23 protein-coding genes and 3 tRNA genes are annotated in these 24,022 nt (G+C 63.8%); 7 read left to right on the top strand and 19 right to left on the bottom strand.

What is annotated here, in order from left to right:
• The first annotated feature begins 90 nt into the window (after positions 1-90).
• Positions 91-405: an antibiotic ABC transporter gene (locus RGQ15_RS13915; protein WP_311160922.1), complete on the top strand. Its 315-nt coding sequence runs from the start codon at positions 91-93 to the stop codon at positions 403-405.
• A gap of 82 nt (positions 406-487) precedes the next feature.
• Here the strand turns inward: RGQ15_RS13915 and gap are convergent, their stop codons facing one another.
• From gap to purB, 4 genes are all read right to left on the bottom strand, one after another.
• The gene (gene gap / locus RGQ15_RS13910; protein WP_311160920.1) at positions 488-1,489 is read right to left on the bottom strand and encodes a type I glyceraldehyde-3-phosphate dehydrogenase; all 1,002 of its coding nucleotides are present in this window, start codon (positions 1,487-1,489) and stop codon (positions 488-490) included.
• A gap of 151 nt (positions 1,490-1,640) precedes the next feature.
• Positions 1,641-1,784: a hypothetical protein gene (locus RGQ15_RS13905; protein ID WP_311160918.1), complete on the bottom strand. Its 144-nt coding sequence runs from the start codon at positions 1,782-1,784 to the stop codon at positions 1,641-1,643.
• A gap of 75 nt (positions 1,785-1,859) precedes the next feature.
• Positions 1,860-2,894, bottom strand: a complete 1,035-nt coding sequence (locus RGQ15_RS13900; protein WP_311160917.1) for a flagellar motor switch protein FliG — start codon at positions 2,892-2,894, stop codon at positions 1,860-1,862.
• A gap of 60 nt (positions 2,895-2,954) precedes the next feature.
• A complete protein-coding gene (gene purB / locus RGQ15_RS13895; RefSeq protein WP_311160916.1) occupies positions 2,955-4,271 on the bottom strand; it encodes an adenylosuccinate lyase in 1,317 nt (438 codons plus the stop codon).
• A 76-nt stretch (positions 4,272-4,347) separates the two neighbouring features.
• Between purB and RGQ15_RS13890 the strand changes: the two genes are divergently transcribed.
• Positions 4,348-5,133, top strand: coding sequence for a heme-dependent oxidative N-demethylase family protein (locus RGQ15_RS13890; protein ID WP_311160915.1), 786 nt, complete (start codon positions 4,348-4,350; stop codon positions 5,131-5,133).
• Between the two features lie 19 nt (positions 5,134-5,152).
• Here the strand turns inward: RGQ15_RS13890 and RGQ15_RS13885 are convergent, their stop codons facing one another.
• The 3 genes from RGQ15_RS13885 to RGQ15_RS13875 all read right to left on the bottom strand — a co-directional run bounded on the left by RGQ15_RS13885 (position 5,153) and on the right by RGQ15_RS13875 (position 8,666).
• Positions 5,153-6,688: a phospholipase D family protein gene (locus RGQ15_RS13885; RefSeq protein ID WP_311160913.1), complete on the bottom strand. Its 1,536-nt coding sequence runs from the start codon at positions 6,686-6,688 to the stop codon at positions 5,153-5,155.
• Between the two features lie 131 nt (positions 6,689-6,819).
• The gene (gene glnA / locus RGQ15_RS13880; RefSeq protein ID WP_311160911.1) at positions 6,820-8,226 is read right to left on the bottom strand and encodes a type I glutamate--ammonia ligase; all 1,407 of its coding nucleotides are present in this window, start codon (positions 8,224-8,226) and stop codon (positions 6,820-6,822) included.
• A gap of 101 nt (positions 8,227-8,327) precedes the next feature.
• Entirely contained in the window at positions 8,328-8,666 is a 339-nt protein-coding gene (locus tag RGQ15_RS13875) for a P-II family nitrogen regulator (protein ID WP_028717789.1), read from the bottom strand.
• 153 nt (positions 8,667-8,819) lie between these two features.
• Here RGQ15_RS13875 and RGQ15_RS13870 point away from each other — a divergent pair, with 153 nt between their 5' ends.
• From RGQ15_RS13870 to RGQ15_RS13860, 3 genes are all read left to right on the top strand, one after another.
• Positions 8,820-10,334, top strand: coding sequence for an NAD(P)H-hydrate dehydratase (locus tag RGQ15_RS13870; protein ID WP_311160910.1), 1,515 nt, complete (start codon positions 8,820-8,822; stop codon positions 10,332-10,334).
• Between the two features lie 286 nt (positions 10,335-10,620).
• Positions 10,621-10,705: transfer RNA gene (locus tag RGQ15_RS13865), tRNA-Leu, on the top strand.
• A 209-nt stretch (positions 10,706-10,914) separates the two neighbouring features.
• Entirely contained in the window at positions 10,915-11,253 is a 339-nt protein-coding gene (locus RGQ15_RS13860; RefSeq protein WP_311160908.1) for a hypothetical protein, read from the top strand.
• A 112-nt stretch (positions 11,254-11,365) separates the two neighbouring features.
• On the opposite strand, the gene RGQ15_RS13855 is transcribed toward RGQ15_RS13860, so the two are convergent.
• Both RGQ15_RS13855 and fdhA read right to left on the bottom strand, forming a co-directional pair.
• Entirely contained in the window at positions 11,366-12,103 is a 738-nt protein-coding gene (locus RGQ15_RS13855) for a sulfotransferase (RefSeq protein ID WP_311160907.1), read from the bottom strand.
• A gap of 157 nt (positions 12,104-12,260) precedes the next feature.
• On the bottom strand, positions 12,261-13,442 hold the full coding sequence (fdhA, locus tag RGQ15_RS13850; RefSeq protein WP_311160905.1) for a formaldehyde dehydrogenase, glutathione-independent: 1,182 nt from the start codon (positions 13,440-13,442) through the stop codon (positions 12,261-12,263).
• A 612-nt stretch (positions 13,443-14,054) separates the two neighbouring features.
• On the opposite strand from fdhA, the gene RGQ15_RS13845 reads away from it, so the two are divergent.
• Complete coding sequence (locus RGQ15_RS13845) at positions 14,055-14,636, top strand: outer membrane protein (protein ID WP_311160904.1); 582 nt, start codon at positions 14,055-14,057, stop codon at positions 14,634-14,636.
• Between the two features lie 150 nt (positions 14,637-14,786).
• On the opposite strand, the gene tig is transcribed toward RGQ15_RS13845, so the two are convergent.
• The gene (tig, locus tag RGQ15_RS13840) at positions 14,787-16,121 is read right to left on the bottom strand and encodes a trigger factor (RefSeq protein ID WP_311160902.1); all 1,335 of its coding nucleotides are present in this window, start codon (positions 16,119-16,121) and stop codon (positions 14,787-14,789) included.
• A gap of 366 nt (positions 16,122-16,487) precedes the next feature.
• Here tig and RGQ15_RS13835 point away from each other — a divergent pair.
• A tRNA-Ala gene (locus RGQ15_RS13835) sits at positions 16,488-16,563 on the top strand.
• Positions 16,564-16,783: 220 nt separating this feature from the next.
• Here RGQ15_RS13835 and RGQ15_RS13830 read toward each other — a convergent pair.
• The 9 genes from RGQ15_RS13830 to infA form a co-directional block, all read right to left on the bottom strand.
• Complete coding sequence (locus RGQ15_RS13830; protein ID WP_311160901.1) at positions 16,784-17,446, bottom strand: outer membrane protein; 663 nt, start codon at positions 17,444-17,446, stop codon at positions 16,784-16,786.
• A 502-nt stretch (positions 17,447-17,948) separates the two neighbouring features.
• The gene (locus RGQ15_RS13825; RefSeq protein WP_311160900.1) at positions 17,949-18,314 is read right to left on the bottom strand and encodes a DMT family transporter; all 366 of its coding nucleotides are present in this window, start codon (positions 18,312-18,314) and stop codon (positions 17,949-17,951) included.
• Complete coding sequence (locus tag RGQ15_RS13820) at positions 18,311-19,558, bottom strand: glycosyltransferase family 39 protein (protein WP_311160898.1); 1,248 nt, start codon at positions 19,556-19,558, stop codon at positions 18,311-18,313. Before RGQ15_RS13820 ends, RGQ15_RS13825 begins: the two co-directional genes overlap by 4 nt.
• Before the next feature lie 2 nt (positions 19,559-19,560).
• Positions 19,561-21,000, bottom strand: a complete 1,440-nt coding sequence (locus RGQ15_RS13815) for a UbiA family prenyltransferase (RefSeq protein ID WP_311160896.1) — start codon at positions 20,998-21,000, stop codon at positions 19,561-19,563.
• Positions 21,001-21,623: 623 nt separating this feature from the next.
• Positions 21,624-21,699 (bottom strand) — tRNA-Phe (locus tag RGQ15_RS13810).
• Positions 21,700-21,776: 77 nt separating this feature from the next.
• Complete coding sequence (locus RGQ15_RS13805) at positions 21,777-21,926, bottom strand: DNA gyrase inhibitor YacG (RefSeq protein ID WP_311160895.1); 150 nt, start codon at positions 21,924-21,926, stop codon at positions 21,777-21,779.
• Positions 21,926-22,984, bottom strand: coding sequence for a ribonuclease E/G (locus RGQ15_RS13800; protein WP_311160894.1), 1,059 nt, complete (start codon positions 22,982-22,984; stop codon positions 21,926-21,928). The genes RGQ15_RS13805 and RGQ15_RS13800 overlap by 1 nt, the downstream gene beginning before the upstream one ends.
• Complete coding sequence (locus RGQ15_RS13795; protein WP_311160892.1) at positions 22,981-23,613, bottom strand: Maf family protein; 633 nt, start codon at positions 23,611-23,613, stop codon at positions 22,981-22,983. Before RGQ15_RS13795 ends, RGQ15_RS13800 begins: the two co-directional genes overlap by 4 nt.
• A 58-nt stretch (positions 23,614-23,671) precedes the next feature.
• Entirely contained in the window at positions 23,672-23,890 is a 219-nt protein-coding gene (gene infA / locus RGQ15_RS13790) for a translation initiation factor IF-1 (protein ID WP_010397442.1), read from the bottom strand.
• Positions 23,891-24,022 lie beyond the last annotated feature (132 nt).

Below are 24,022 nucleotides of genomic sequence, written 5' to 3'. Positions count from 1 at the left end.
GGCCCCGGGCAGATCGCGAAAGAATGACTTGGATTCCTTCGCCGGAAGGCGCAGGTTCCTTCGCCTGTAAAGATGTTAACGGAGTGGCGGATGGCGTCTCGCAAGTTAGACCCGTTCACGATCGGCAACCCGATGCTGCTTTGGCAGCAGATGGCCCGGATCGCATGGGAATCCCAGATGGTGATCGCAATGCGCACGGCCGGCATGATGGGCCTGGTGCGTCAGGACGCCACCGAACCGACCAGGATGGTGGTCGAGAAAGCCAATGCGGCCTCAGAGGCAATGTTCGCAGCGCTTCAAGCCGCGGGCCGCGGAGATCGGGCCGATCGGGTCGTGGCGGCGGCGCTGCGCCCCTATCGTCGGCGCACAAAGGCGAATGTTCGGCGCCTGTCGAACAAGAAATAGTACCCGGCGCTGAGCTGTCGGTCTTGCAAACGCAAAACGCGCCCCTTGGGGCGCGTTCGTCATTTCTTCGTCCAGTCCCGGATCAGATCAGCTTGCCCATCGCGACGGCGGTATCCGACATGCGGTTCGAGAAGCCCCATTCGTTGTCGTACCAGGTCAGGATGCGGCAGAGCTTGCCTTCCATGACCTTGGTCTGGTCCATGTGGAAGACCGAGCTGTGCGGGTCGTGGTTGAAGTCGGTCGAAACCAGCGGTTCGTCCGTATAGCCAAGGATGCCTTTCAGCGGGCCATTCGCGGCTGCGCGGATCGCATTGTTGATTTCCTCGACCGAGGTGTCGCGGGCGGCCTCAAAAGTCAGGTCGACGACCGAGACGTTCGGGGTCGGCACGCGGATCGCGACGCCGTCGAGGCGGCCCTTGAGTTCCGGCAGCACGAGGCCCACGGCCTTGGCAGCACCGGTCGAGGTCGGGATCATCGACAGGGCCGCGGCGCGGGCGCGATACAGGTCCTTGTGCATCGTGTCGAGCGTCGGCTGGTCGCCGGTATAGCTGTGGATCGTGGTCATGAAACCACGGGCAATCCCGATCGTGTCGTTCAGCACCTTGGCCACGGGGGAAAGGCAGTTGGTGGTGCAGCTGGCGTTCGAGACGACGATGTCGTCCTTGGTCAGCGTCTCGTGGTTGACGCCGAAGACGATGGTCTTGTCGGCATTGTCACCGGGGGCCGAGATCAGCACGCGCTTCGCGCCGGTCGAAAGGTGCGGCTGGACCTTTTCCTTCGAGGTGAAGATGCCGGTGCATTCCATGATGACGTCAACGTCACCCCAGGGCAGTTCGGCCGGGTTGCGGATCGCGGTGACCTTGATCGGGCCACGGCCAACGTCGATCGTGTCCTCGGTGGTCGTCACCTTGGCCGGGAAGCGGCCATGGACCGAATCGTAGCGCAGCAGATGGGCGTTGGTCTCGACCGGGCCGAGATCGTTGATCGCGACGACCTCGATATCGGTACGACCCGATTCAATGATCGCGCGCAGCACGTTCCGGCCGATACGGCCAAAACCGTTGATTGCCACCTTTACAGCCATGGGTTCCTCCGGCGGTGTTGATGTTCGGCTGCGAGATAGACCGCATTCCTGGGGGAATGCAAATGGCTGAACGGCTTTAAGTGCCAGTTTCTTGTGAATAGTTCATGTTAGCGCCTTGACAGACGGGCGCTTCTGCCCGCTTCGTCGTCTGTTAGCGCCAAAAGCTCAGATATTCGATCAGCGCGGCAAACTGCTTTCCCAGAAATACCGGCAGGTCCAGGTGCAGGACCAGCGCGTCCAGCGCGAAAAGCGCCAGGATCAGCAATCCGAGCCCAATGGCGATGGAGTTGGTCATCTTCGCTTCCCGAGCTTTCCTTTGATACAACCCGAAGTGCTAGGCCAGGTGGGGCCGCTCGGCAAGCTATGCATGTCACGGCGCTGGGGGGTCGTCCGGGTCGAGCGCGATCAGGAACAGGTCACCCTCGGTCTCCATGCGGCGGATCGCCGCCACGACCTCGCCCATCGCTTCCTCGGCGGCCTTCGCGGGGATCTTGCCGACGGCCTGCATCTCATCCCGGATCGACTCGGCCAGTCGCGAAGAAACTCCTCCAAGCAGGAAGTCTACGGTCGCGACATCCTTGCCCTTCGATCCGGCAAGCGCCTTCACGAGGGTTGTCCCGTCCACCTCTCGCAGGATGCGCGCGATATCGCGCACGTCGATGCGGCTGGGAATGCTGGCCCAGGTGAACAACGTCTTGCGGACCTCCTCAGCGAAATCGGCATCGTCATTTTCCAGACCGGCCAGCACGGTGTCGCGGGTAAGAGCCGGCGAGTAGTTGAGGATCGCGCCCACCTTTTCGACCGCGTTCGCCTCGATCGCCGTACGCGGGATGGCATCCGCCGCTTGGATCAGCGCGTGGCCGATCCGGTTCAGCGCAGGCGCTTCGACTGTGCCGGTCAAGGACATGGCATAGGCGATCTGCCTGGCGCGTTCGGGGTCGATCTGGCTGAAGACCTCTGCGGCGCGTGGAACGGGCAGTTTCGAAAACATGACCGCCGCGATCTCGATCGACTCGGTGCGCGCAAGCTCGGCCAGGAGGTCGCTGGCGAGGCCGCTGATGCGGAACCACGGATCGCCGCTGCCATGCAGGGCCGCCATGCGGCGCAGCCGATCCGACGTGTCGGCTGAGAGGTATCCGTCAAGTAGATCAAGCGTTCCGTCGATATTTCCCGGAAAGCTGAGACCCACCTTTTCCAGTTTTTCGCAGAATTCGACGATGACCGCATTGCGGGTTTCCCGGTCGATCAGCCCCATTTGCGCCATTTCCTGCGCGAGATCGGCCTGCATTTCGGGAGAGAGTCGCGAAAGATCCAGATCCTCGCCCTCGGCCAGGATCAGCCGGACAATGATGGCGGCTTTCTGACGGGCAGTCAGCCCCGGTTGCCGGATCGCCGCGATTTCCATGTGACTGCCCCCGATTCCGAATCCTCGGGGGCAGCCTTGCATCAAATGAAGAACAGCCCGTTAATGCGCGCCGTTTTCGCCGAAGACGCGGGCAAAAATCGTGTCGACATGCTTGGTATGATAGCCAAGGTCGAATTTCTCTTCGATCTCGGCGGGGGACAGCGCGGCGGTCACCTCGGCGTCGCCCAGAAGCTCGGTCTTGAAGTCGGCGCCCTGTTCCCAGACCTTCATCGCGTTGCGCTGCACGAGACGATAGGCATCCTCGCGCGAGACGCCGGCTTGGGTCAGTGCCAGCAGCACCCGCTGCGACATGACCAGACCTTTGAACTTGTTCATGTTCCTGAGCATGTTCTCGGGATAGACGACGAGTTTCTCGATGACGCCAGCCAGACGGTTCAGCGCGAAATCCAGCGTGATGGTGGTGTCGGGGCCGATGCCGCGCTCGACCGAGCTGTGCGAGATGTCGCGCTCGTGCCAGAGCGCCACGTTCTCCATCGCGGGCACGACGGCCATGCGGACGAGGCGGGCGAGGCCGGTCAGGTTCTCGGTCAGGACGGGGTTGCGCTTGTGCGGCATGGCCGAGGAGCCTTTTTGGCCGGGCGAGAAAAACTCTTCGGCTTCAAGAACTTCGGTACGCTGCATGTGGCGAATCTCGATCGCGATGTTCTCGATCGACGAGGCGATGACGCCCAGTGTCGCGAAGAACATGGCGTGGCGGTCGCGCGGGATGACCTGGGTCGAGATCGGTTCGGGGCGAAGGCCGAGTTTCGCGCAGACATGCTCTTCGACTGCCGGGTCGATATTGGCGAAGGTGCCGACGGCGCCCGAGATCGCGCCGGTCGCGACTTCCTCGCGGGCGGCCTGCAGGCGGGTGCGGCCCCTGTCCATCTCGGCGTAGAAGCGGGCGAAGGTCAGGCCCATCGTGGTCGGCTCGGCGTGGATGCCGTGGCTGCGGCCGATGCGGACGGTGTCCTTGTGCTCATAGGCGCGCTTTTTCAGCGCGGCCAGCACGCGGTCCATGTCCGCGAGCAGGATGTCGGCGGCGCGCACCAGCTGGACGTTCAGCGTGGTGTCGAGCACGTCCGAGGAGGTCATGCCCTGGTGCACGAAGCGCGCCTGTTCCGAGCCGATATGTTCGGCAAGATGCGTCAGAAATGCGATAACATCATGTTTTGTAACGGATTCGATTTCGTCGATGCGGGCCACGTCGAATTCGACATCGCGCGCTTTCCACACCGCTTCGGCGTTTTCGCGCGGGATCACGCCCAGATCGGCCTGTGCGTCGCAGGCATGGGCCTCGATTTCGTACCAGATCTTGAACTTGGTTTCGGGCGACCAGATGGCGACCATTTCGGGGCGGGAATAACGCGGGATCATCGGATTCTCCTGTATTTGCTGGCCTGATAGCCGCAAGACCCCTTGCCCGCAACCTTGCCGTAAGCATGATGCGGGGATGAGCGAGATCTTACAGAAACATCTGGGCTTCGCGCCCTGGACCGACCCGCGCACGCGGCGCCTGCCGGGCACGGTTCCCGTCAGCGAGGCGGATTGGCTGATCCGCGACGATGCCTTCGCCAAGCAACTGGAATTGCGGGAAAAGCTGATCACCGAGCGTACACAGGCCGTACACCGGCTGTACACAGGTTGTGCACCGGCCGCGCGCGAACTTTACGACTGGATCATGCGTCTGCTGCCGGGCTACGGCTACGGAATGGGCGAGCTCATTCGCCGCCCCGATGGCGGGCTGGTCCGCCCGGACCCCGACCAGCCGCTGCTGACGCTGGGACGGCTGGTCGCGGAGGATCTGTGCCTGATGGTTCCGGGCGAGGGGGGCGAGCACATCCTGGGCGGCGCGATCCTGTGCTTTCCCGCGGGGTGGTCGCTCGAGCAGAAATTCATGCGCCCGATGATGCGCATCCACAAGCCGGTCGAGAAATATACCGAGGATATCGGCAGGCGGGTGCAGCGCCTTCTGGACGGCATCCGGCCCGGGATCGGCATGATGCGCGGGACGGCGCATCATTCGAACGCGCCGCTGCACAATCCCCGGACCGAGGAACAGGGCAGGGCACCCGATGGCGATCTGCCCTTTATCCGGGTCGAGCGCCAATGCCTGTTCCGTCTGCCGGAAACCGGAGCGGTGGTCTTTTCGATCCACACCTCGGTCATCCGCGAAGAGGATCTGAGCGAGGAGCAGCGCCAGTCTCTGGACGAATTCCCGATCCGCGAAGCCGCCTGAAGCCGGTGCGGCGCGGTGCCTAAAGCTGCCCTGCCACGGGCAGCCAGGCATATAGCCCGGTCACGAAGCGCCGCCAGCCCGAGCTTGCCGGTTCCTGCCGGTAGGCGATCCAGCCGCCGCCCGGCTGATGTTCCAGCCATTCGATCCGGCCTTCTGCATCCAGGCGCAGCCGGTAGGCGGTGTCGGGCAGGTTCGATGCGAGCCGGCGGACGGCGCCCCGGGCGTCTTTCGGGGAATCGACGAGGATGCCCATTTCGGTGTTGATGTTGACCGATCGCGGGTCCCAGTTGAAGGAGCCGATGAAAAGATAGCGCCCGTCCACGGAAAACGCCTTGCTGTGCAGGCCCGACAGGGATTGCCCCAGTTGCAGCATCGAGCGGTCGGCGCGTTCCTTGTCGGGGCGCAGTTCCCAAAGCTCGACACCGGCCTCGAGCAGGGTCTTGCGGTAGCGCGCGTAATGCGCGTGGACCATCTGGACGTCGTTCGAGTCGAGCGAGTTCGTCAGGATCACGACATGCACCCCCCGCCGTGCGAGCGATGCCAGAAGCTCGGTGCCGCGGGGACCGGGCATGAAATAGGCGGATTCGATCACGACCTCGCGGCGGGCCGAGGTCAGCAAGGGCAGGATCTCGGCGGCAAGGATTTCACGGCTGGCGCCTGCGGCCTTGTCGGGGTTGTCGGCAATGGCCCTGGCAGGCACCCATGACAGGTTCAGGTTTCCGTCGCTGATCTGGCGGCGCACGTCCCGCCCGACCGCAGTGCCATAGGCGGTGTCACCGGCCGCGTCGTAAAGCGCGAGCAGCCGGGCGCGGGCCTCGGCATAGCTTGGCGTATCCTTGCGCTGGCCGATGACGGTTTCGGCGGGGATGGCGTAGGGGCTGTTCCAATAGGTGTCGAAGATACCCGATACCTCGCCGACGACCGGCCCGGTGGCGAGCAGGTCGAGATCGTCGTAGTTGCTGTCTTCATCCGCCGAGAAATATTCGTCGGCGATATTGCGCCCGCCCACCAGCGTGACCTGGTTGTCGAAGGTCATCGACTTGTTGTGCATGCGCCGGTTGATCCGCCCGAATTCGAAAAGGCTGTCGATGGGACGCCAGAGGTCACGGCGAAACGGATTGAACAGGCGGATGCTGATATTCGGATGGCGGCTGAGCGCGACCATCATGTCATCATATTCCGCAGTGTACATGTCATCGAGCAGGAGCCGCACCCGGACGCCGCGATCCGCTGCCTTGAGAAGCTCGCCCGCGAAGATGTGGCCGGTCACGTCATTATGCATGATGTAATATTGCGCATCGATGCTGCGTTCGGCCCGTTCACTGAGGATCTGCCGAAAGGCCAATGCCTCGGGGCCGCTGGTGACGAGCCGGATGCCGGAGCGCCCGTCCTGCGGCGGCGCGAAGGCTTCGACCTTGCGGCCAAGGAAGGTCGCCGACGTGTCGGTCGGGGCCGTGGTCACGGGTTTCGGGACATCGCGGAGGTCCGGCCCCGGCCCGCATGCCGCGAGAAACAGGGCCATGCAGATGGCCGCGCCAGATTTCGACAAGTTCATGATCCCGCCCCCCTTCGGTTTTTGCCAATCATGCCCCCGATGGGGTGCCTCGGCCAAGGGTTAGACGCGGATGACGCAAAAAAGGCCGCCCCGGGGGGCGGCCTTTCGCTGTCACTGTCCCTGTTATGGACTTAGACCGAATAGTACATTGCGTATTCGATCGGGTGGGGGGTGTGCTCGTAGGCGTAAACCTCTTCCCACTTCAGCTTGATGTAGCCTTCAAGCTGGTCGCGGGTGAACACGTCACCGGCCAGCAGGAAGTCCATGTCCTTTTCAAGCTCTTCCAGAGCCTCGCGCAGCGAGCCGCAGACGGTCGGGATCTCGGCCAGTTCTTCCGGCGGCAGATCGTAAAGGTCCTTGTCCGAAGCCGGGCCCGGATCGATCTTGTTCTTGATGCCGTCAAGGCCGGCCATCAGCAGGGCTGCGAAAGCCAGGTAGGGGTTCGCGGCCGGATCGGGGAAACGAGCCTCGACGCGCTTGGCTTTCGGCGACTCGGTCCACGGAATACGGACGCAGCCCGAGCGGTTGCGGGCCGAGTAGGCGCGCAGAACCGGAGCCTCGAAGCCCGGGATCAGGCGCTTGTAGCTGTTGGTCGAGGGGTTGGTCAGCGCGTTCAGCGCCTTGGCGTGCTTCAGGATGCCGCCGATGAACCACAGGGCCTCTTGCGACAGGTCGGCATATTTGTCGCCTGCAAAGAGCGGCTTGCCGTCTTTCCAGATCGACATGTTGACGTGCATGCCCGAGCCGTTGTCGCCCTTCATCGGCTTCGGCATGAAGGTTGCCGATTTGCCGTAGGCGGCCGCCACGTTGTGGATGACGTATTTGTATTTCTGGATGTTGTCGGCCTGCTCGGTCAGCCCGCCGAAGATCATCCCCAACTCGTGCTGCGCGGTCGCGACCTCGTGGTGGTGCTTGTCGACCTTGATGCCCATGCGCTTCATGGTCGAGAGCATCTCGCCGCGGATGTCCTGGGCCGCATCGACCGGGTTCACCGGGAAATAGCCGCCCTTATGGGCCGCGCGGTGCGCCAGGTTGCCGTCTTCATAGGCGGTGTCGGTGTTCCAGGCGGCGTCGACGGCGTCGATCTCGAAGGCGACCTTCTGGGGCGTGATCGAATATTTCACATCGTCGAACAGGAAGAATTCGGCTTCCGGCCCGAAATAGGAGACATCGCCGATGCCCGAGGATTTCAGATAGGCCTCGGCTTTCAGGGCGGTGCCGCGCGGGTCACGCGAATAGGCCTCGCCGGTGTCGGGCTCGACGACGTTGCAATGCACGCAGAGGGTCTTTTCGGCATAGAACGGGTCGATGTAAGCCGACGACGCATCCGGGATCAGCTTCATGTCGGACTGGTCGATCGACTTCCAGCCGGCGATCGAGGAACCGTCGAACATGAAGCCTTCTTCGAAGAAGTCCTCGTCGACCAGGTCGGCAACCAGGGTCACGTGCTGCAGCTTGCCCTTGGGATCGGTGAAGCGGACATCGACGTATTCGACGTCTTCCTCCTTCATCAGATCCAGTACGTCCTTGACTTTCATTGGATTCCTTCCTCCATTCAGTCGGCCCAGCCGCCGCGGCCGGACATGGTAAAGCTATGGGGCTGGCCGGGGCCAGCCCCCTCAATCGTTCAATCTGCCGATCAGACTGCGTCGTCGCCGGTTTCGCCGGTGCGGATGCGGATCGCCTGTTCGACAGGGAGAATGAAGATCTTGCCGTCACCGATCTTTTCGGTGCGGGCCGCGGAGATGATCGCATCGACAGCAACTTCGACCAGATCGTCGGGAAGGACCATCTCGATTTTCACCTTGGGCAGGAAGTCGACGACATATTCGGCGCCACGATAGAGCTCGGTATGCCCCTTCTGACGGCCGAAGCCCTTGACTTCGGTAACCGAGAGGCCCTGGACGCCCACTTCCTGAAGCGCTTCTTTCACATCATCCAGTTTGAAGGGCTTGATGATGGCTTCGACTTTCTTCATCGCCTGATCCTTCCTCGCGACTTGCCTGCGACCTGATTGGCGGGTTTGATGGGGATCGTCCATGCAGCATGATGGGGAAAGCGGCATGGAAAACGTGAAACCGGCAATACTGCGCCTAGATTGTGCAGGATGCACAAAGGATATGCAATCATCATGGGCGCCGATTTCCCGATCCTGACGACTCGGCAGATGCGCATGGTCGAAGAGGCCGCGATCCAGAGCGGGGCCGAGACGGGCGGCAGCCTGATGGAACGTGCCGGGCGCGCGGCGGCATCGGCCATCGCCGATCACTGGCCGGCCTTCGCCGAGACGGGGCGCGAGGCCCTGATCCTGTGCGGGCCGGGCAACAATGGCGGCGACGGCTATGTCATCGCGCGTCACCTTGCCGGGCGGGGCTGGCCGGTCCGGGTTCTGGCGATCGCGCCGCCCGCCACGGCCGAAGCGCAGGGCGCGGCCGCGCTCTGGCGGGGCGAGACGGTCGAGATGGGCGCGGTTTCGGCCATGCCCGGACGGGCGATCGGGCTTTGTGTCGACGCGCTGTTCGGCACCGGGATCAGCCGCCCGCTTTCAGGCGAAATTGCCGGACTTCTGAGAGGGATAGCCGCCTCGGGCTGCGAGTTGGCGGCCATCGACATCCTGAGCGGGATCTGCGCGACAAGCGGCCGGGCGCTGGGCGATACGCGCCTGCCCGAGGCGGCGCTGACGGTGACATTTCACCGCCCGAAACTGGGGCATTTCCTGTCCGATGGCGGTGCGCTGGGGGGCAAGATCGTCACCTGCGACATCGGGCTGGAGCCCTGGAGCGCCGAGGCCGGCGATTGCGTCACGCTGGCCGGCCCGTCGGGGTCGCTGCTGAAGCGCCATGGCCACAAGTACAGCCATGGCCACGCCCTGGTCATTGCCGGCGGGCCCGGAAAGGGTGGGGCGGCGCGGCTCGCAGCCCGGTCGGCCCTGCGCGTGGGCGCGGGGCTGGTCACGCTTGCGCCGCCGCCCGAGGCTTTGCCTGAAAATGCTGCAAGGCTCGATGCGATCATGCTGGACGGGCTGGTCGATGGCGATGCTTTGGCGCAACGCCTGCGCGATCCGCGGATCAGCGCGCTTTGTCTTGGCCCCGGCATGGGGCTCGAGCGCGCCCGGCGCATGGTGCCCGTGGCGCTGGGGGCGGGGCGTCCGGCGGTGCTGGATGCCGATGCGCTGTCTGCTTTCGCGGATGGGCCGGACGCGCTTTTCGCGCAATTGCACGAGGCAGTCGTGCTGACCCCGCATGAGGGCGAATTCGCCCGGCTATTTCCCGATCTGGGTCGCAAGCTGCGCGACGAGCCAAGCCGCGGGCCGGCCTTTTCACGGCTGGACGCGGTGCGGATCGCGGCGGCGCGCTCGGGCGCGACGGTGCTGCTCAAGGGCCCGGACACGGTGATTTCCTGCCCTTCGGGCCGGGCGGTGATCGCGGCGGCAACCGGGGTGAATGCCGCGCCCTGGCTTGCGACGGCGGGTTCGGGGGATGTGCTGGCCGGACTTGTCACCGGCCTGCTGGCGCGGGGCTTTCCCGCCCGAGACGCGGCGGGCCTTGCGGCCTGGCTCCATGCCGAAGCGGCGCGCCGTTTCGGGCCGGGCCTGATTGCCGAGGATCTGCCCGAGACCGTACCGCGGGTGCTAGGCGCGCTGTGACCCCAGAGCGCAGACACCTGACACCTTGCGTGCCACGATCCATGCGCGGCCTCAACGCGGGCGCGGCCAAGGACGGCGCGGCCAACGAGGGCGCGGGATGGGCGGGGCGCGGATCGCGAACCCTTCGGGTGAGCTTTTCGGGCCATTCCTCGCACCCCAAGATCCCGATCCCCCGGCCGACCGGAAAGCAAGGGCAGGGGGGAGATGATTTTCCCTCTCGCATCCCCCCGGACGCTTTGCTAAGAGAGCCGAACTCTCGCGGCCCTTGACCGGCGCGAGACAGGATGCGGGTGTGGCGAAATTGGCAGACGCACCAGATTTAGGTTCTGGCGCCGCAAGGCGTGGGGGTTCAAGTCCCTCCACCCGCACCATAAAGTCATGAAAACGGGATGCTTTCCGGCAGACGGGACGTCGATCGACCAGACCGGCCCCGCCTGGTTCATCTTGCGCGACTGGTGGTCGCGGGCGCGGAGGATCCGGGCAAGTTTTCGCCGTTTGCCCTGCGCTGCCGCCTTCCCGAGGACGCCAGATGCGGCTCTGGGTGTAGGGTGATCGTCGGTTGCGACCATGGAGGTGTCTCATGCCACGTTTCCTTGCCGTCTACACGATGAAATCCGAAGACTTCGATCGATTTCGGGCCTTGCCCAAGGCCGAGCAGGAGGCCGTTGATGCGGTGGGGCTCAGGGAATGGGCCGCCTGGGAGGAGAGGAATGCGGCCTCCATCCTCGACCGTGGCGGCATGGTGGGGAAAACGACCCGCATCACCAGGGATGGTGTCACCGATGCCGCGAACCCGTTTTGCGGCTATCTCGTCATCGAGGCTGAAAATGCCCATGCGGCGGCGCTGCTTTTTCGGGATCATCCGCACATCACGGTCTTTCCGGGCGATGGCGTGGACATCATGCCCTTCCTAACCTGACATCCAGCGGGTCGCGCCGCGCCATCTTCGCGGGCCGGCGGCGGAGCCGATGCGCAACGGCTTGCAGATGAGGCGCGGCCCCTCGCGCGTCAGCCGCGCGGGGTGGGGGCAATCATTCGTCGAGCCATTCGGCGCAGCCCATCTCGGTCACGGTCGAGACGATCAGGGGGTGATGCGCGCTCTCGAAGCGCTCGATGATGCGCGAATCGTGCAGCTTTTCCTTTTGTGGCGCGAGGGGCTGAAGGGGCGCGCCGAGAAAGGAGAGGACCTCGTCGAAGCCCTTCTCGACCAGCGACTTGTAGGTCAGTTCCAGGACGGGCCCGCGCGAATTCTGGCGATAGGTCGAAAAGATCCGCTCGTGTCGCGCCCGATACTTGTCGAATTCCGCCCGGTCGAAGGTGATCTTCGATTCGAGCCTTGCCGGACGGGCCGCGCCGGGCGCGAGATTGTAGATCCCGGTTGCCTTGACGAGACGGCTGGACGCGAAACGGGCAAGGATATTGGTGCGTTCGTAGATGATCTTGGCGACGGAATCGTCGGCCATCAGCCGGTCGCATTCCTCGCTGTTCTGGTTGCGCCACATCTTGAAGCCGACGGCCTGCGCGCCGGGGCGGTCATAGACAAGGCGCATGAAGGACACGGGGTCTTGCTCGCGCAGCGCGACAAGCTGGTCCAGCGTCCGTTCTTCCTCGCGGATCTTGATATGGCCGCGGGGCGTGGGGTGAAACACCTCGCCATGGCAGACGATCTGCGGATGGCTGTTCAGGGTTTCCGACAAGAGCGAGGTGCCCGAGCGGGAATCGCTGAGAATGACGAATTTCACTGTCCCGGACATGTTCGGACCCTTCATCTGCCTGCCGCGCCTTGCGGCAATTAGTCACGAGTTTGGCGCAAGGTTGCAAGCCGTCGGACGATGCGCGCGCGAAGGGTCGGGGGGCTGCATGGTTTCAGGGCAAGAACCGCCCCGGTCCGCGATCGGCCCGGGGCGGGAAACGGTTCAAAGGCGGTCAGGCGGCCAGAAGCCCGTGCGGGTCGAGCACGAATTTCTTGGCCACGCCGCTGTCGAAGCTGGCATAGCCTTCGGCCGCGCGTTCCAGCGGCATGATCGTGGCGTTGACGATATCGGCGATCGGCAGGCGGTCGTGCAGGATGGCCTGCATGAGCTGGCGGTTGTATTTCAGCACCGGGGTCTGGCCGGTGTGGAAGGTATGAGCCTTGGCCCAGCCCAGTCCGAAACGCATCGAGAGATTGCCGGTCTTGGCGGCATCGTCGACGGCGCCCGGGTCTTCGGTGACGTAAAGGCCCGGTATGCCGATCTTGCCGGCAACGCGGGTGATTTCCATCATCTGGTTCAGCACGATCGCCGGCTGTTCACCGCCCGAATGCCCGCGCGCCTCGAAGCCGACGGCATCGATGGCCGCGTCGACTTCGGGCGAGCCGATGATGTCGGCGATCATCTCGGGCAGGTTGTCGCCCTTGGACAGGTCGACCGGCGTGAAACCCACGCGAGAGGCATGGTCGAGCCGTTCCTTGTTGAAATCGCCGATCATCACGACGGCTGCGCCAAGGATGCGGGCCGAGGCCGCTGCAGCCAGGCCGACCGGGCCGGCGCCCGCGACATAGACAACCGAACCGACGCCCACCCCTGCCTGAAGCGCGCCGTGAAAGCCGGTCGGCAGGATGTCCGACAGCATGGTCAGGTCGCGGATCTTTTCCATCGCGCGATCGCGATCGGGGAATTTCAGCAGGTTGAAATCGGCATAAGGCACGGTGACGTAGCGGGCCTGCCCGCCGATCCAGCCGCCCATGTCGACGTAACCATAGGCACCGCCCGCGCGTTCGGGGTTCACGGTCAGGCACACGCCGGTATCGCCTTCGCGGCAGCAGCGGCAACGACCGCAGGCCACGTTGAAGGGCACCGAGACGACATCGCCCACCGACAACATCTCGACATCCGAGCCGATCTCGATGACCTCGCCGGTGATCTCGTGACCCAGGACCAGCCCGGCCTGCGCCGTCGTCCGGCCCCTGACCATGTGCTGGTCGGAACCGCAGATATTGGTCGAAATGACCTTCAGGATGACCGCGTGCTCAAGCTTGCGGCCATTCGGTGCGACCATCTTGGCATCGTCGATCTTCTGGACCTCGACCTTGCCCGGGCCGGTGTAAACCACACCAAAATTGCTCATCTTCCTTTGCTCCTCCTTGCGGCATCATCCCGAGGTCCCGACCGCAGGGATCAGAACCCTGCAAGGTGACGGATGGCGAAATGCAGCCGCATTTCCCATTTCGCGTCCCGCCGCGTTGCTGGCCGGTGACCGGTGATGATGCCTCGCTCCTACCAGACCGAGTTCGATACCCGATCGGGTCAGCGAACATGGCGGAAACCGACATTGCCGCGCGAAAATGCGACGGGATGCATCAATTCCGGGACGTCGCGTCACTTGGGAAGTGGAAGGATAGCTGAAGGCGCGGGGCAGGCCCCCGTCTCGGCACGCTCGACCGGAGCAGGTCTGCGCGCCTGATCGGCCCTGCCGGGGCGCATCGCACAGCTTAGCTGCCCGGCTGGTCCGCGCTTGCGATCAGGATCGCGGCGATGACCGGCGCAGCTTTTTCTCGCCCATCCGCTTGGCCGCGGTGCGCCCTTCGGGCCCTTTCACCGACCGGCGAGATCACCCCGCGGGTCGGCCCGCACCGCCGCGAACGGCGGAGGCCCGCTCATGACCATCACAATCATTTGCTTTCACTCTCCCCAAGGCAACTGCTAGTCGGGCCGTCCTTCGATAAAGGAGAAAAAGACCATGAAAATGGCATATTACGCGATCCTGGCCGGCATGTCGGCAACTGCAGCTTCGGCTGGTGGCTATGTTGCCCCGGTCGTTGAAACCCCGGTTGTTCCGGTCGTTGAAACCGTCGAGCCGGTGGCCGACTGGTCGGGCTTCTACGCTGGTGTCCAGTACGGCAAGGGCAATGCCGAGCTGAGCTATGCCGGCGAGTCCGCGGATAGCGATTTCGACGCATATGGCGTGCACGGCGGCTACATGCGTGACTTCGGTTCGTTCGTCCTGGGCGGCGAACTGGACTACAACCGCATCAGCATGGATGACACGGACGAAGACGGCGACCTGTGGCGCCTGCGCGGCCGCGCCGGCTACGACATGGGCAAGTTCCTGCCCTATGCCACGCTCGGCGTCGCCCAGCTGGAAGCGGACGATCTGTCGGAAACCGGTATCACCTACGGTATCGGCGCTGACTACATGATCAACGACAAGTTCACCGTTGGCGCGGAATACACCCGCAACGACTTCTCGGACGTGGCCGACGTCGATGGCGCCGACCTCGACACCGACCTGTTCCAGATCCGCGCGGCCTACCGCTTCTGATTTGACCGGACAGGTTTGATGGAAACGCCCCCGGAAGGGGGCGTTTTTATTTTGCCATCTTGCCCTGCGGGACAGGCGGAAGAAGCCGGCGCCCAGAACGAAAAAGGCCGCCCCCGAAGGGACGGCCCGAATTCCGGCTGATCTGTCCGATCAGAGCGTGTCCAGGGCCTCGATGGCCTTTTCCAGCTCTTCCTTGCTGACCGGCTTGTCGGCAACCTTGGCGCCTTCGACGATGTGGTCGACGACCTTGTCTTCGAAGATCGGCGCGCGCAGCTGCTGCTGAGCCTGCGGGTTCTGCTGGATGAACTCGAAGAAAGCGCGTTCCTGGCCCGGATATTGACGGGCCTGGTTCAGCACGGCCTGGGTCATTTCCTGGTCAGAGACGGTGATTTCGGCTTTCTGGCCGATCTCGGCGAGCAGCAGGCCAAGGCGAACGCGACGCTCGGCGAGCGACTTGTGCTCTTCCGTCGGCTCGATTTCGCCGTGGTTGTGGCCGTGCTCTTCCGGATGCTCTTCGTGCCAGAGCTGGTGCGCGATCTGGCCGGCTTCGGCTTCGACCAGCGATTCCGGCAGGTCGAACTTGACCAGCCCGTCCAGCTTGTCGAGCAGCGCGCGCTTCAGGATCTGGCGCGAGGCGCCCTTGTATTCGGCCTCGAGCCGCTGACGGATCTGGCCCTTCAGGGCTTCCAGGTCGTCGGCACCGAATTTCTTGGCCAGCTCGTCGTCGAGTTCGGCGGCTTTCGGCGCCTTGACGGCCTTGACGGTGGTCTCGAAGACCGCGTCCTTGCCGGCGAGCGTCGGGTGGCCGTAATCCTCGGGGAACTTCACCTCGACCTTGACTTCTTCACCGGCCTTGGCGCCGACCAGCTGGTCTTCGAAGCCGGGGATGAAGCTGTTCGAGCCCAGAACCAGCGGATAGTCTTCGGCGGTGCCGCCTTCGAAGGCTTCGCCATCAACCATGCCCTTGAAGTCGATCACGACCTGGTCGCCCGACTTGGCCTTGGTGCCTTTCTTGCGGTCCTCGAAGGACTGCGCGTTCTTAGCAAGGTTTTCCAGCGCTTCGGTCACTTGCTCTTCGCTGGCTTCGACAACCAGGCGCTCAAGCTCGACGCCCGAAAGATCGGCTTCCGGGATGGCGGGCAGGGCTTCGTAGGAAACGGTGACGACAACGTCATCGCCTTCCTTCCAGGTCTCGCCATTGACCATTTCGACCTTCGGCTGCAGCGCCGGACGGTCGCCCGAGGTTTCGAGATGGTTCTTCAGGGCGGTGTCGATCGCTTCCTGCATGGCATCGCCCATGACGCGCTGGCCGAACTGCTTCTTGAGCATCGCCATCGGGACCTTGCCCTTGCGGAAGCCCTTGATTTCGACTTCGGGCTGGGCCTCTTTCAGCTTCGCTTCCACCTGGGCTGCCAGATCGGCCGCCGGCAGGGTGAATTCATAGCCGCGCTTCAGCCCTTCGTTCTGGGTTTCCTTGACCTGCATTTGCGTTCCTTCATCCAACCATTATGCGGGGGAAGGGAAAGTCCCGGGCACGTCGGCAAGCCGCCGCGCGCCCCCGCAGCGTTTCAGCGCGCTAGCTAGGGGATTTTGCCGAGTATAGCAAGGAGGAAGGGCGCCCCGGAAGGCCGCCAGGCGCCGTGCCGGATGCATCGCTTGCGGCTGACGGGGCGGCGCCTGCGACCGGCGCGGCCGGATGGGCGCGAACGCGGGGCGTGAGCCTGGTCCGGGGCATGTGACGACGCGATGAAGAAATCTGCGCCAAGGTCGCTTTTCCGCTTGCGCCCGATTTCCGAGCTACCTATACGACGCTCCACAAGGACGGCGCGCGCCGCTGTCTTGACCTCCGGTGGGGCCATAGCTCAGTTGGTAGAGCGCTTGAATGGCATTCAAGAGGTCAGGGGTTCGACTCCCCTTGGCTCCACCAAGATCATCTTGAAAAGTATCAGCCAGGTCTGAATTTCTTGTCAGGGCATCTGCCTCTGGCCGGGTTGGCCATGGTGAAGCGGCCTTTCGCTTACGCTGCCGCGAGGTATCGCATTGCGAAGGTTCGTTGCGGATGCTCGATCCTGCCAAGCCTGGGGGTGGTTCAACAGGCCGGGCGGGAAGTGGGCATTGGACAGGCCCTGAAAATCAGATCGCGAGGCTCAGAAGGTGTAGCGCAGGCCGGCGAGCAGGTCGAAGCTTTCGAGCTTGCCGTCGAAATAATCCCCGCCCGGCCCGTCGAACCTGCCCGACTCGGTCTGGAACCAGCGTCCCTCGGCGTAGAGGGTGACATTGGGGTTCAGTTCGTAGCCAACGCCGCCGATCAGCTGGTAGGCAAGCAACGTATCGGCGTCGTAATTCTGGCCCGGGACGCTCGTCTCCACGTTGACCCCGCCGATGCCGCCGCCGAGATAGGGCCGGATCGCCCCAGTCGCGCCCATGCCGTCAAACATGTAGATCGCGTTGAACATGAAGGCGTTGGCAGAGGAATCACCGTCCGCCCTGCTGCTTTCGTCATCCTCGTCGCGGTCCGTGATGGCGGCATCGAAGCTGCGGTAGGCATACTCGATCTCCATCGAGATATTCGACGTGAGGGCTGCGCCGACCGCGACGCCCAGAGTATACCCGGTTTCGTAGTCGAAGCTGGGGCGGGCGATCTGCTCGCCATCTTCCTTGAGGGTGGTGTCGAAATTCTGCGGCCAGGCCGCGCCGCCAAAAGCTTTGACGTAAAAATCTCCAAGCGAAAGCGTCTGAGCGGAGGCCATTCCCGTGCCCCCCGCCAGCGCCGCGATCGCCAGTGCTGTCGCCGACCTTGCCTGTTTCATGACTAACCGTTCCCTGACCACTGTTTCAGCCTGGAAGGCGATCCCACCTTTGACGCTGTATGAATCCACATTCCTCAAGTCGAGCGCCCACCGTTTCACGGTGCGCCCACACTGCGCATTGGTCAAGTTTCAAGGGTCGAGCGTTCCGTAGTCGTAGAACCTGGTTCGAAACCTGGGAATAATTCGAGGGTTTGTCGCAAATTCCGAAGCTTTCGGAGACGGGCCGACCACCGGACACCGCTGAGGCGGCAGAATAGGCGCAGCTCGACCGTCCGCTTCGGATTCCATGCCTCCATTCGCCGCGGGGTGCCTCAAATGTGGCTGCGGGTGCGGCTAAGCGACCTGCGGTCTGCGAAAGGCAAACCTTTCCGACACGTGAGCAATCCCGGTTGTCTGGCCGAGATGCCCGCCAATGCCGTTCAAAGGCGATCAGGCGTTGGGCGGATTGGGTCGAGGGGCGGGATGCCGCCTCATTGCAGGGCCTGGCGGCGGATGTTCACGCTCAGGCCGCAGAGCTGCTGATGGCGATGACGATCAGGCCGCCGACGATCAGGGCCAGACCTGCAAGCCTTCCAAGCGACAGGGCCTCTTGCTGCAGTGCGATGCCAAGCCCGGTCAGCGTGACCATCGCAAGCGCGGTGACCGCCGTATAGGTCAGGCTGAGCGAATAGACCCTGACCGCCGCGACAAAGGCCGACAGAAGGATCACCGCACTGCCCACCGCGGCCCACATCCAGGGCGACACGAAGATGCTTCCGACAAGCGGAACGAGGCCCGCCGTGTTCAGGTCGCGCCCGCCCTGTTTCAGGCAGAGGTTCAAGACCACATTCGCTGCGGCCGCGATGAAGATGAGAAGCCAGTGGTTCATGTCGTTCTCCGCTCTTTCCGGCTGGCATATGGCAGGTTTCGCCGTTGCAGAAGATAGTTGGCGCTGGCGGCCGCCAGCAGGGCGATGAAGGGCGCGCTGGGCATGTGGTAGCGATCCTCGACCACGGTGATTGCGTGGAGCATGGTGAAATAGGCCCAACCGGCGATCGCAGGATGAAAGAGCGCCCGTGCGGGGGATTGCGCGAAACGCAGCGCGACGGCGAAAACTGCAAGTCCCAGCACGGCGAACCAATAGCCCGTCGCGATCAGCTTCAGGCCCAGCAGGCCGGGCTGGCCGATCGTCTGGGTGAGGAAGTCGCCGTTCCAGACCACGCCGATGGTTTCGCGTTCGTGCAATTGCGCAACCTTGCGCAGGGTCCGCGCGACAAAGGCGACCGGCTCGGATCTGATGTAATCCTTGGCCTCGGACTTCAGCGTTTCGGCACGCTCGATCTCGTCCATTTCTCCGACCCGCTCGGGCAGGGGCATGTAGCCGCCGGTTGTATCGGGGTTGTTGCCCATCCAGAGATTCGGCCCGAAATTGGTCGAGACAAGAACCGGGCTCCCGAATGTGCGGGCATTGCGATAGGTCCAGGGCGACACCGTCAGAACGATCAGCCCGACCAGAAGCGCGGCGCGGATGCCGGCCCGCAGAATTGCGCGCCAGCCATCGGGCAGGGCGACCAGCGCAAGGGCGACCGGCAAAAGCAGGATGACGGGCCGGACATAGCATGCGAGGCCCCAGATGACGCCGGCGAGAAGCAGGTTCAGCCAGGCTCGGCCGTCACGTCTTTCATGGAACCACAGACCGCCGAGGGTCAGGGCGATGAACCAGATCTCGCTCGACAGGATCGAGGTGAAGAAGATCAGGTTCGGCCAGAGCGCCGCGATCAGGGCCGCGATCGTCGCGGTTCGCTGATCGTACCAGATTTCACCGATCCGATAGATCAGCAGGATGATCAGCGCGCCCGCCAGCAGGTTGAGAAGGACCACGCCGACGAAACTTTCCGTCCCGAAGATGAGGAAGGTCGCGGCGGTGATCGCGGCGGGTCCGACCGCCCAATAGGCGCTGGGTTGGTCGGGTTGCCCGCCATAGACGCCGTGCTCGACGATGTTGCGGGCAAAGTTTGCATAGGCCCAGCTGTCCGAGACGGGTTCGACCGGCACCATCAGCGCCCAGATGATGCGCAGCGCCAGCCCGATTGCGAGAAGCCATGCAAGGTCGCGGTCCGAATTGCGGTTCATGACTAGCCTCCGAAGACGGCCGCGACCACGACGAGCGCCATGGTCAGAACGCAGACCTGGCTGACCCTGTCGCGTGCGGCAAAGACGATCGGGTCGTCGGACATGTAGCCGCGATGGGTCATCAGCTCCATTCGGCCCAGCCAGTAGAGAAGGATGGGGCAGATCAGCCACATCAGTTCCGGGCGCTTGTAGAGGTCTTCGATCGCGGTGCTGTTGACATATAGCGCAAAGACGAGAACGGCGGCCTGACCGGCCGAGATCGCGATGCCGCGCACCACTGGCAGGTCGCTTGCCATGTAACCGCGGCCCGCAGGCTTTTCGTCGCCGTTCTTGCCGAAATCAGTCAGCTCGGCCTGACGCTTGATCGCGGCGAGCGAGAAGAAGATGAACATCGAAAAGCCGAGCAGCCAGGGGGACAGGATGATCCCGGTCGCGGCCGCGCCCGCGATGATGCGCAAGGTGTAAAGTCCGGCCAGCGTGACCACATCGATCAGGACCTTGCGCTTGAGCCAGATCGAATAGGCAAAGGTCGTGACGAAATAGAGGGCGAGCACGGCAAGGAACAGCGGCGGCAGCAGCGCCAGCGACAGCAAAAGCGACACCACCATCAGGCCCGCCGCAAGCATCAGCCCGTCGCGGATCTTGAGCGCGCCCGAGGCGAAGGGCCGCAGGCGCTTGCGCGGATGGGCCCTGTCCGAGGGAAGGTCGATGAGGTCGTTCAGCAGATAGACCGATGAGGCGACGAAGCAGAAGATCAACATGGCGATCAGGGCCGGGCCGAGCGCCGAAAGATCATGCGCCGCAAGGGCCGGCAGCAGGACAAGGAAGTTCTTGGACCATTGATGGGGACGCATCGCGCGCAGGGCGGGACGCCAGCGCGGGCCCGGCTTGTCGACGGCGATCAGCCGCAGCCCGTGTTCCTCGGCCGCCTTGTGCAGGCCCGTTGATGGACCGACGACATAGGCATCGCGTGCGGCGGCCCAGACCGGCAGGTCGGCCCGGCTGTCGCCAATATAGTCGAACCCCTTTTCCCCGAAGGTCTGGCGCAGCAGCGCGGCCTTGCCGGAGCCCGCGATATTGCCCGCGCCGGCCGCCATCGCGCCGGTCCCGACGGCCAGATCGAAAAGGCCAAGATGTGCCGCGACCACTTCCACCTGTCGGTGATCCGCGGCCGAGACAAGGGCCGTTGTCCGTCCTTCGGCGCGTGCCCGCCGCACCATCTCGATGACGGCCTCGTTATAGGGCAGATTGTCGGGGGCCAGGATCTTGCGATCGGCGACCAGGCGCTTGAACTCGGGCTTCCCCCGCGTGACCAGGCCGGGCAGGCCGATCGAGGGAATGGGATGTTCGACCACCAGCCGAAGCAGCGTTTCATGAAGGCTGTCGCTTTTGATGAGCGTGCCGTCCATGTCCACAACCAGCGCAGCATCATTCAGGCGCAAAGTCCAACTCCGTCTTTCTCGAACGTGTCGGGAGGAGTTCGGCAGGAATGTCCCTTAACTTATTGTTCTTGAAATTTGTTAATGAGAAAGTGAGTCCTGCTTAAAATCCCGGCCAACCGATTCACAACTTACCAAGGGCCTGCTTTCCAGCGCATTTGGGCCCATTGGCAAATCGTCCGTCAAACAGTTTCTGGTCGAGACTGTTCTTATATACAGGTCGGCCCCAGCGCCGCACGCCCCGCTGCTGCCGGGAATTTGATCCCGTGGGCGGCGTTCAACCGCCGCGTGACGCGCCGGCGTGAAAAGCGCTTGGGGACCGGGCGGAACTCGCCGCTTCGAAATCCGATCCGACCGCAGGGCCGGCCCCGCCAGTCCGGCTTGTTGGCAACGGACCCTTGTGACGAAGGATGGGGCGCGCCAGGTGCAATGCATGCTTCCCGCGGAAGGCGTCCATGTGATCCGAGGCTGGGCACGGGTTGAAGGGCTGCCGCTTTCGTCGCTGACGCGGCCAAAGGGGTGCCTTTGCACGTCACAGCCGAACGTCGCATGAAAGACGTCTTCTCTCGGTCGAGAGACAGACATGTTTGCGTCTTCGAGACACCAACGATTTCAAGGGGAAAAAGTGGTGCCCGGAGGCGGATTCGAACCACCGACACGCGGATTTTCAATCCGCTGCTCTACCAACTGAGCTATCCGGGCGCCGTTGCCTTTTCGCTTTCGGCAGGCGCGTAACTAGGATACCCGCGCGGCCGTGTCCAGAGCGAAAAAGCAAAAACTTAATCTTCTTTTTCACTCTCGCTGACGGGCTCGCCCGGGATGCGGTAATCCCCCCGCAGCCAGCGGGCCAGATCAACGTCGGCGCAACGACGCGAGCAGAAGGGGCGGTATTTCTCGTCCGCCGGCTTGCCGCAGATCGGGCAGGCCATCACGCCTTCTCCGCCGCGGCGAGGCGGCTGAGCGGCAGGCGGTCGCGCTTGCGGCTGATTTCGTAAAGGCCCATCGCAGTCCAGCCGATCAGGACGGTTTCAGCCGATTCCGTCTTGAAGGCCGCGCGCAGGATCTGTTCGAGCGTGCCGCGATCGCGCTTGGGCATGGGGGCGAAATCGACGACGATCTGCCCGCCCAGTCCGCGCAGTCGAAGCTGCCTTGCAAGATCGCGAGCCAAGGCGATATTGGCCTTGAGCCCGGCTGCCGGCGTGTGATCCGATCCGGTGTTCACGTCGATCGCGACAAGCGCGCGCAGGGGCTCGATCTCGGCCCAGGCGCCGCCGCCCAGATCGACGCGCGGTGAAAGCAGCGACTCGACCGCTTCGGTCGCGCCGGTCTGCTCGAAGGCATCGGGGCCATCTTCGACCGAGTCGGGTTCGGGCTCGGCCCAGTCCTGCCAGGCGGCCTCGCCCGGCTCGGGGGCGTCCAGCAGCAGTTCGGGCGGTCCGTCATGATCGGCCAGGACATTGCGGGCAAGCTCAAGAAGCTGGTTCAGCTCATCCGCAATTTCGTCGAGTTCCGCGGATGCGGCAACGCTGCGGAAGACAAGGCCCGGCCGCTCTGCCATCTCTTCGATCGCGGCTTCACCAAGCTGCGCGAGTTCATCGCGGATCTCCTGTTCGCGGATCCGGCGCGAGACGTTCACGCCGGGAGTGCTGGGCGTGACGATGACATGGCGGCCGCGGAAGTTCAGGCGCGAGCTGACGGGAATGGCCTTGCCGTCTTCGGCGCTGCCATTGACCTGGACAAGGATGGTCTGACCTTCGCGCAGGCCGCTGCGATCGCGCAGATAGCCGCGTTCGCCATCCGGCAGGCGCAGGAAGACACCGCCCTGGCCCTTGACCAGCCTGTCCACGCGGCCGCGGCAGATCGCTCCGGGCGCAAGCGGGGTAAGGTTGCCGGCGTCGATGATCAGGTCCTCGAGCCTGCCGTCCTGCATCAATGCCGCGGCATCGCGACCGAAGACCTGTCCCAGAACGATCTGGCGTCCCTTCATTCCTTCATCCCCCGGATTCCTGCATGGGCGAGCAAAGTTGCGGTTTCTGCCAGGGGCAGGCCGACGACGGCGCTGTAAGACCCCTGGAGCCATGCGACAAAGGCACCGGCGCGGCCCTGAATGCCGTAGCCGCCGGCCTTGCCCTGCCATTCCTGCGAAACGATGTAATCCTCGATCTCGGCATTGTTCAGGGGTCGCAGCCGGATCGTTGTTTCGACGAGCCTTTCGTGAAGCCGCCCGGCATGGGCAAGCGCGACCGAAGTCAGAACCCGGTGACGTCGCCCGGACAGAAGCCGCAGGAAGGCGCGGGCCTCGTCCGCGTCAGCGGGCTTGCCCAGAATCCGGCGACCGGCCGCAACCGAGGTATCGGCGCAAAGAATGGCGCCGGAAGCCTGGCCGCTGAGCGCCTGCGCCTTTTCGCGGGCCATGCGCGACGTATAGTCGCGCACGTCTTCGCGGGGTCTCGGGGTTTCGTCGATGTCGGCGGGCATGACCTGGTCGGGGCGAATGCCGATCTGGGCCAGAAGCTCGAGCCGACGCGGGCTGGCCGAGCCAAGGACAAGCCGTGTCCGAATATGAAAATCCCCGCTTGCCGATTCGTCCGGGCGGGGGGTGTTCGTATCAGTCATGTTCGTGGCCCTGTTCTGTCGCTGCATCTGCGGCATCGCCGCAGATGAGGCAGAGAGCTTACTTGAAGCGGTAATTGATCCGCCCTTTGGTCAGGTCATAGGTGTTCATTTCCACCTGAACCTTGTCGCCGGCCAGAACCCGGATACGGTTCTTGCGCATCTTTCCTGCCATATGTGCGATGATCTCATGGCCGTTCTCTAGCTCGACCCGGAATGTCGCATTGGGCAGGAGTTCCTTCACGACGCCGGGGAATTCGAGCATTTCTTCCTTGGCCATGTTCTCTCCTGTAGGGGTGATCCGCCTGTGTGCGGGCGCAAGCTACATGCGTCCAGACGCCCGGCTTTTCAAGGGGAATCTGCACGTTTCGGAGGCGGGGAGGGCAAATGGCCGCAATGTCGGCGGGTAAAA

Source organism: Paracoccus sp. MBLB3053, from assembly GCF_031822435.1.
Classification (GTDB): Bacteria; Pseudomonadota; Alphaproteobacteria; order Rhodobacterales; family Rhodobacteraceae; genus Paracoccus; species Paracoccus aurantius.
Note: the sequence above shows the minus strand (reverse complement) of the source record. Positions and strands in the feature narration are given on the sequence as shown.

What these genes read in the sequence shown, in the direction of transcription:
- RGQ15_RS13805 (WP_311160895.1), bottom strand. Translation starts at nt 21,926, where the DNA reads ATGGCCTGCCCGATCTGCGGCAAGCCGGCGGACGAGAAATACCGCCCC.
- tig (WP_311160902.1), bottom strand. Translation starts at nt 16,121, where the DNA reads ATGCAGGTCAAGGAAACCCAGAACGAAGGGCTGAAGCGCGGCTATGAA.
- RGQ15_RS13825 (WP_311160900.1), bottom strand. Translation starts at nt 18,314, where the DNA reads ATGAACCACTGGCTTCTCATCTTCATCGCGGCCGCAGCGAATGTGGTC.
- glnA (WP_311160911.1), bottom strand. Translation starts at nt 8,226, where the DNA reads ATGAAAGTCAAGGACGTACTGGATCTGATGAAGGAGGAAGACGTCGAA.
- RGQ15_RS13855 (WP_311160907.1), bottom strand. Translation starts at nt 12,103, where the DNA reads ATGAAGGGTCCGAACATGTCCGGGACAGTGAAATTCGTCATTCTCAGC.
- RGQ15_RS13900 (WP_311160917.1), bottom strand. Translation starts at nt 2,894, where the DNA reads ATGGAAATCGCGGCGATCCGGCAACCGGGGCTGACTGCCCGTCAGAAA.
- RGQ15_RS13885 (WP_311160913.1), bottom strand. Translation starts at nt 6,688, where the DNA reads ATGAACTTGTCGAAATCTGGCGCGGCCATCTGCATGGCCCTGTTTCTC.
- RGQ15_RS13820 (WP_311160898.1), bottom strand. Translation starts at nt 19,558, where the DNA reads ATGAACCGCAATTCGGACCGCGACCTTGCATGGCTTCTCGCAATCGGG.
- purB (WP_311160916.1), bottom strand. Translation starts at nt 4,271, where the DNA reads ATGATCCCGCGTTATTCCCGCCCCGAAATGGTCGCCATCTGGTCGCCC.
- fdhA (WP_311160905.1), bottom strand. Translation starts at nt 13,442, where the DNA reads ATGAGCAATTTTGGTGTGGTTTACACCGGCCCGGGCAAGGTCGAGGTC.
- RGQ15_RS13860 (WP_311160908.1), top strand. Translation starts at nt 10,915, where the DNA reads ATGCCACGTTTCCTTGCCGTCTACACGATGAAATCCGAAGACTTCGAT.
- RGQ15_RS13795 (WP_311160892.1), bottom strand. Translation starts at nt 23,613, where the DNA reads ATGACTGATACGAACACCCCCCGCCCGGACGAATCGGCAAGCGGGGAT.
- RGQ15_RS13875 (WP_028717789.1), bottom strand. Translation starts at nt 8,666, where the DNA reads ATGAAGAAAGTCGAAGCCATCATCAAGCCCTTCAAACTGGATGATGTG.
- RGQ15_RS13915 (WP_311160922.1), top strand. Translation starts at nt 91, where the DNA reads ATGGCGTCTCGCAAGTTAGACCCGTTCACGATCGGCAACCCGATGCTG.
- RGQ15_RS13890 (WP_311160915.1), top strand. Translation starts at nt 4,348, where the DNA reads ATGAGCGAGATCTTACAGAAACATCTGGGCTTCGCGCCCTGGACCGAC.
- RGQ15_RS13905 (WP_311160918.1), bottom strand. Translation starts at nt 1,784, where the DNA reads ATGACCAACTCCATCGCCATTGGGCTCGGATTGCTGATCCTGGCGCTT.
- RGQ15_RS13830 (WP_311160901.1), bottom strand. Translation starts at nt 17,446, where the DNA reads ATGAAACAGGCAAGGTCGGCGACAGCACTGGCGATCGCGGCGCTGGCG.
- RGQ15_RS13845 (WP_311160904.1), top strand. Translation starts at nt 14,055, where the DNA reads ATGAAAATGGCATATTACGCGATCCTGGCCGGCATGTCGGCAACTGCA.
- RGQ15_RS13870 (WP_311160910.1), top strand. Translation starts at nt 8,820, where the DNA reads ATGGGCGCCGATTTCCCGATCCTGACGACTCGGCAGATGCGCATGGTC.
- infA (WP_010397442.1), bottom strand. Translation starts at nt 23,890, where the DNA reads ATGGCCAAGGAAGAAATGCTCGAATTCCCCGGCGTCGTGAAGGAACTC.
- gap (WP_311160920.1), bottom strand. Translation starts at nt 1,489, where the DNA reads ATGGCTGTAAAGGTGGCAATCAACGGTTTTGGCCGTATCGGCCGGAAC.
- RGQ15_RS13800 (WP_311160894.1), bottom strand. Translation starts at nt 22,984, where the DNA reads ATGAAGGGACGCCAGATCGTTCTGGGACAGGTCTTCGGTCGCGATGCC.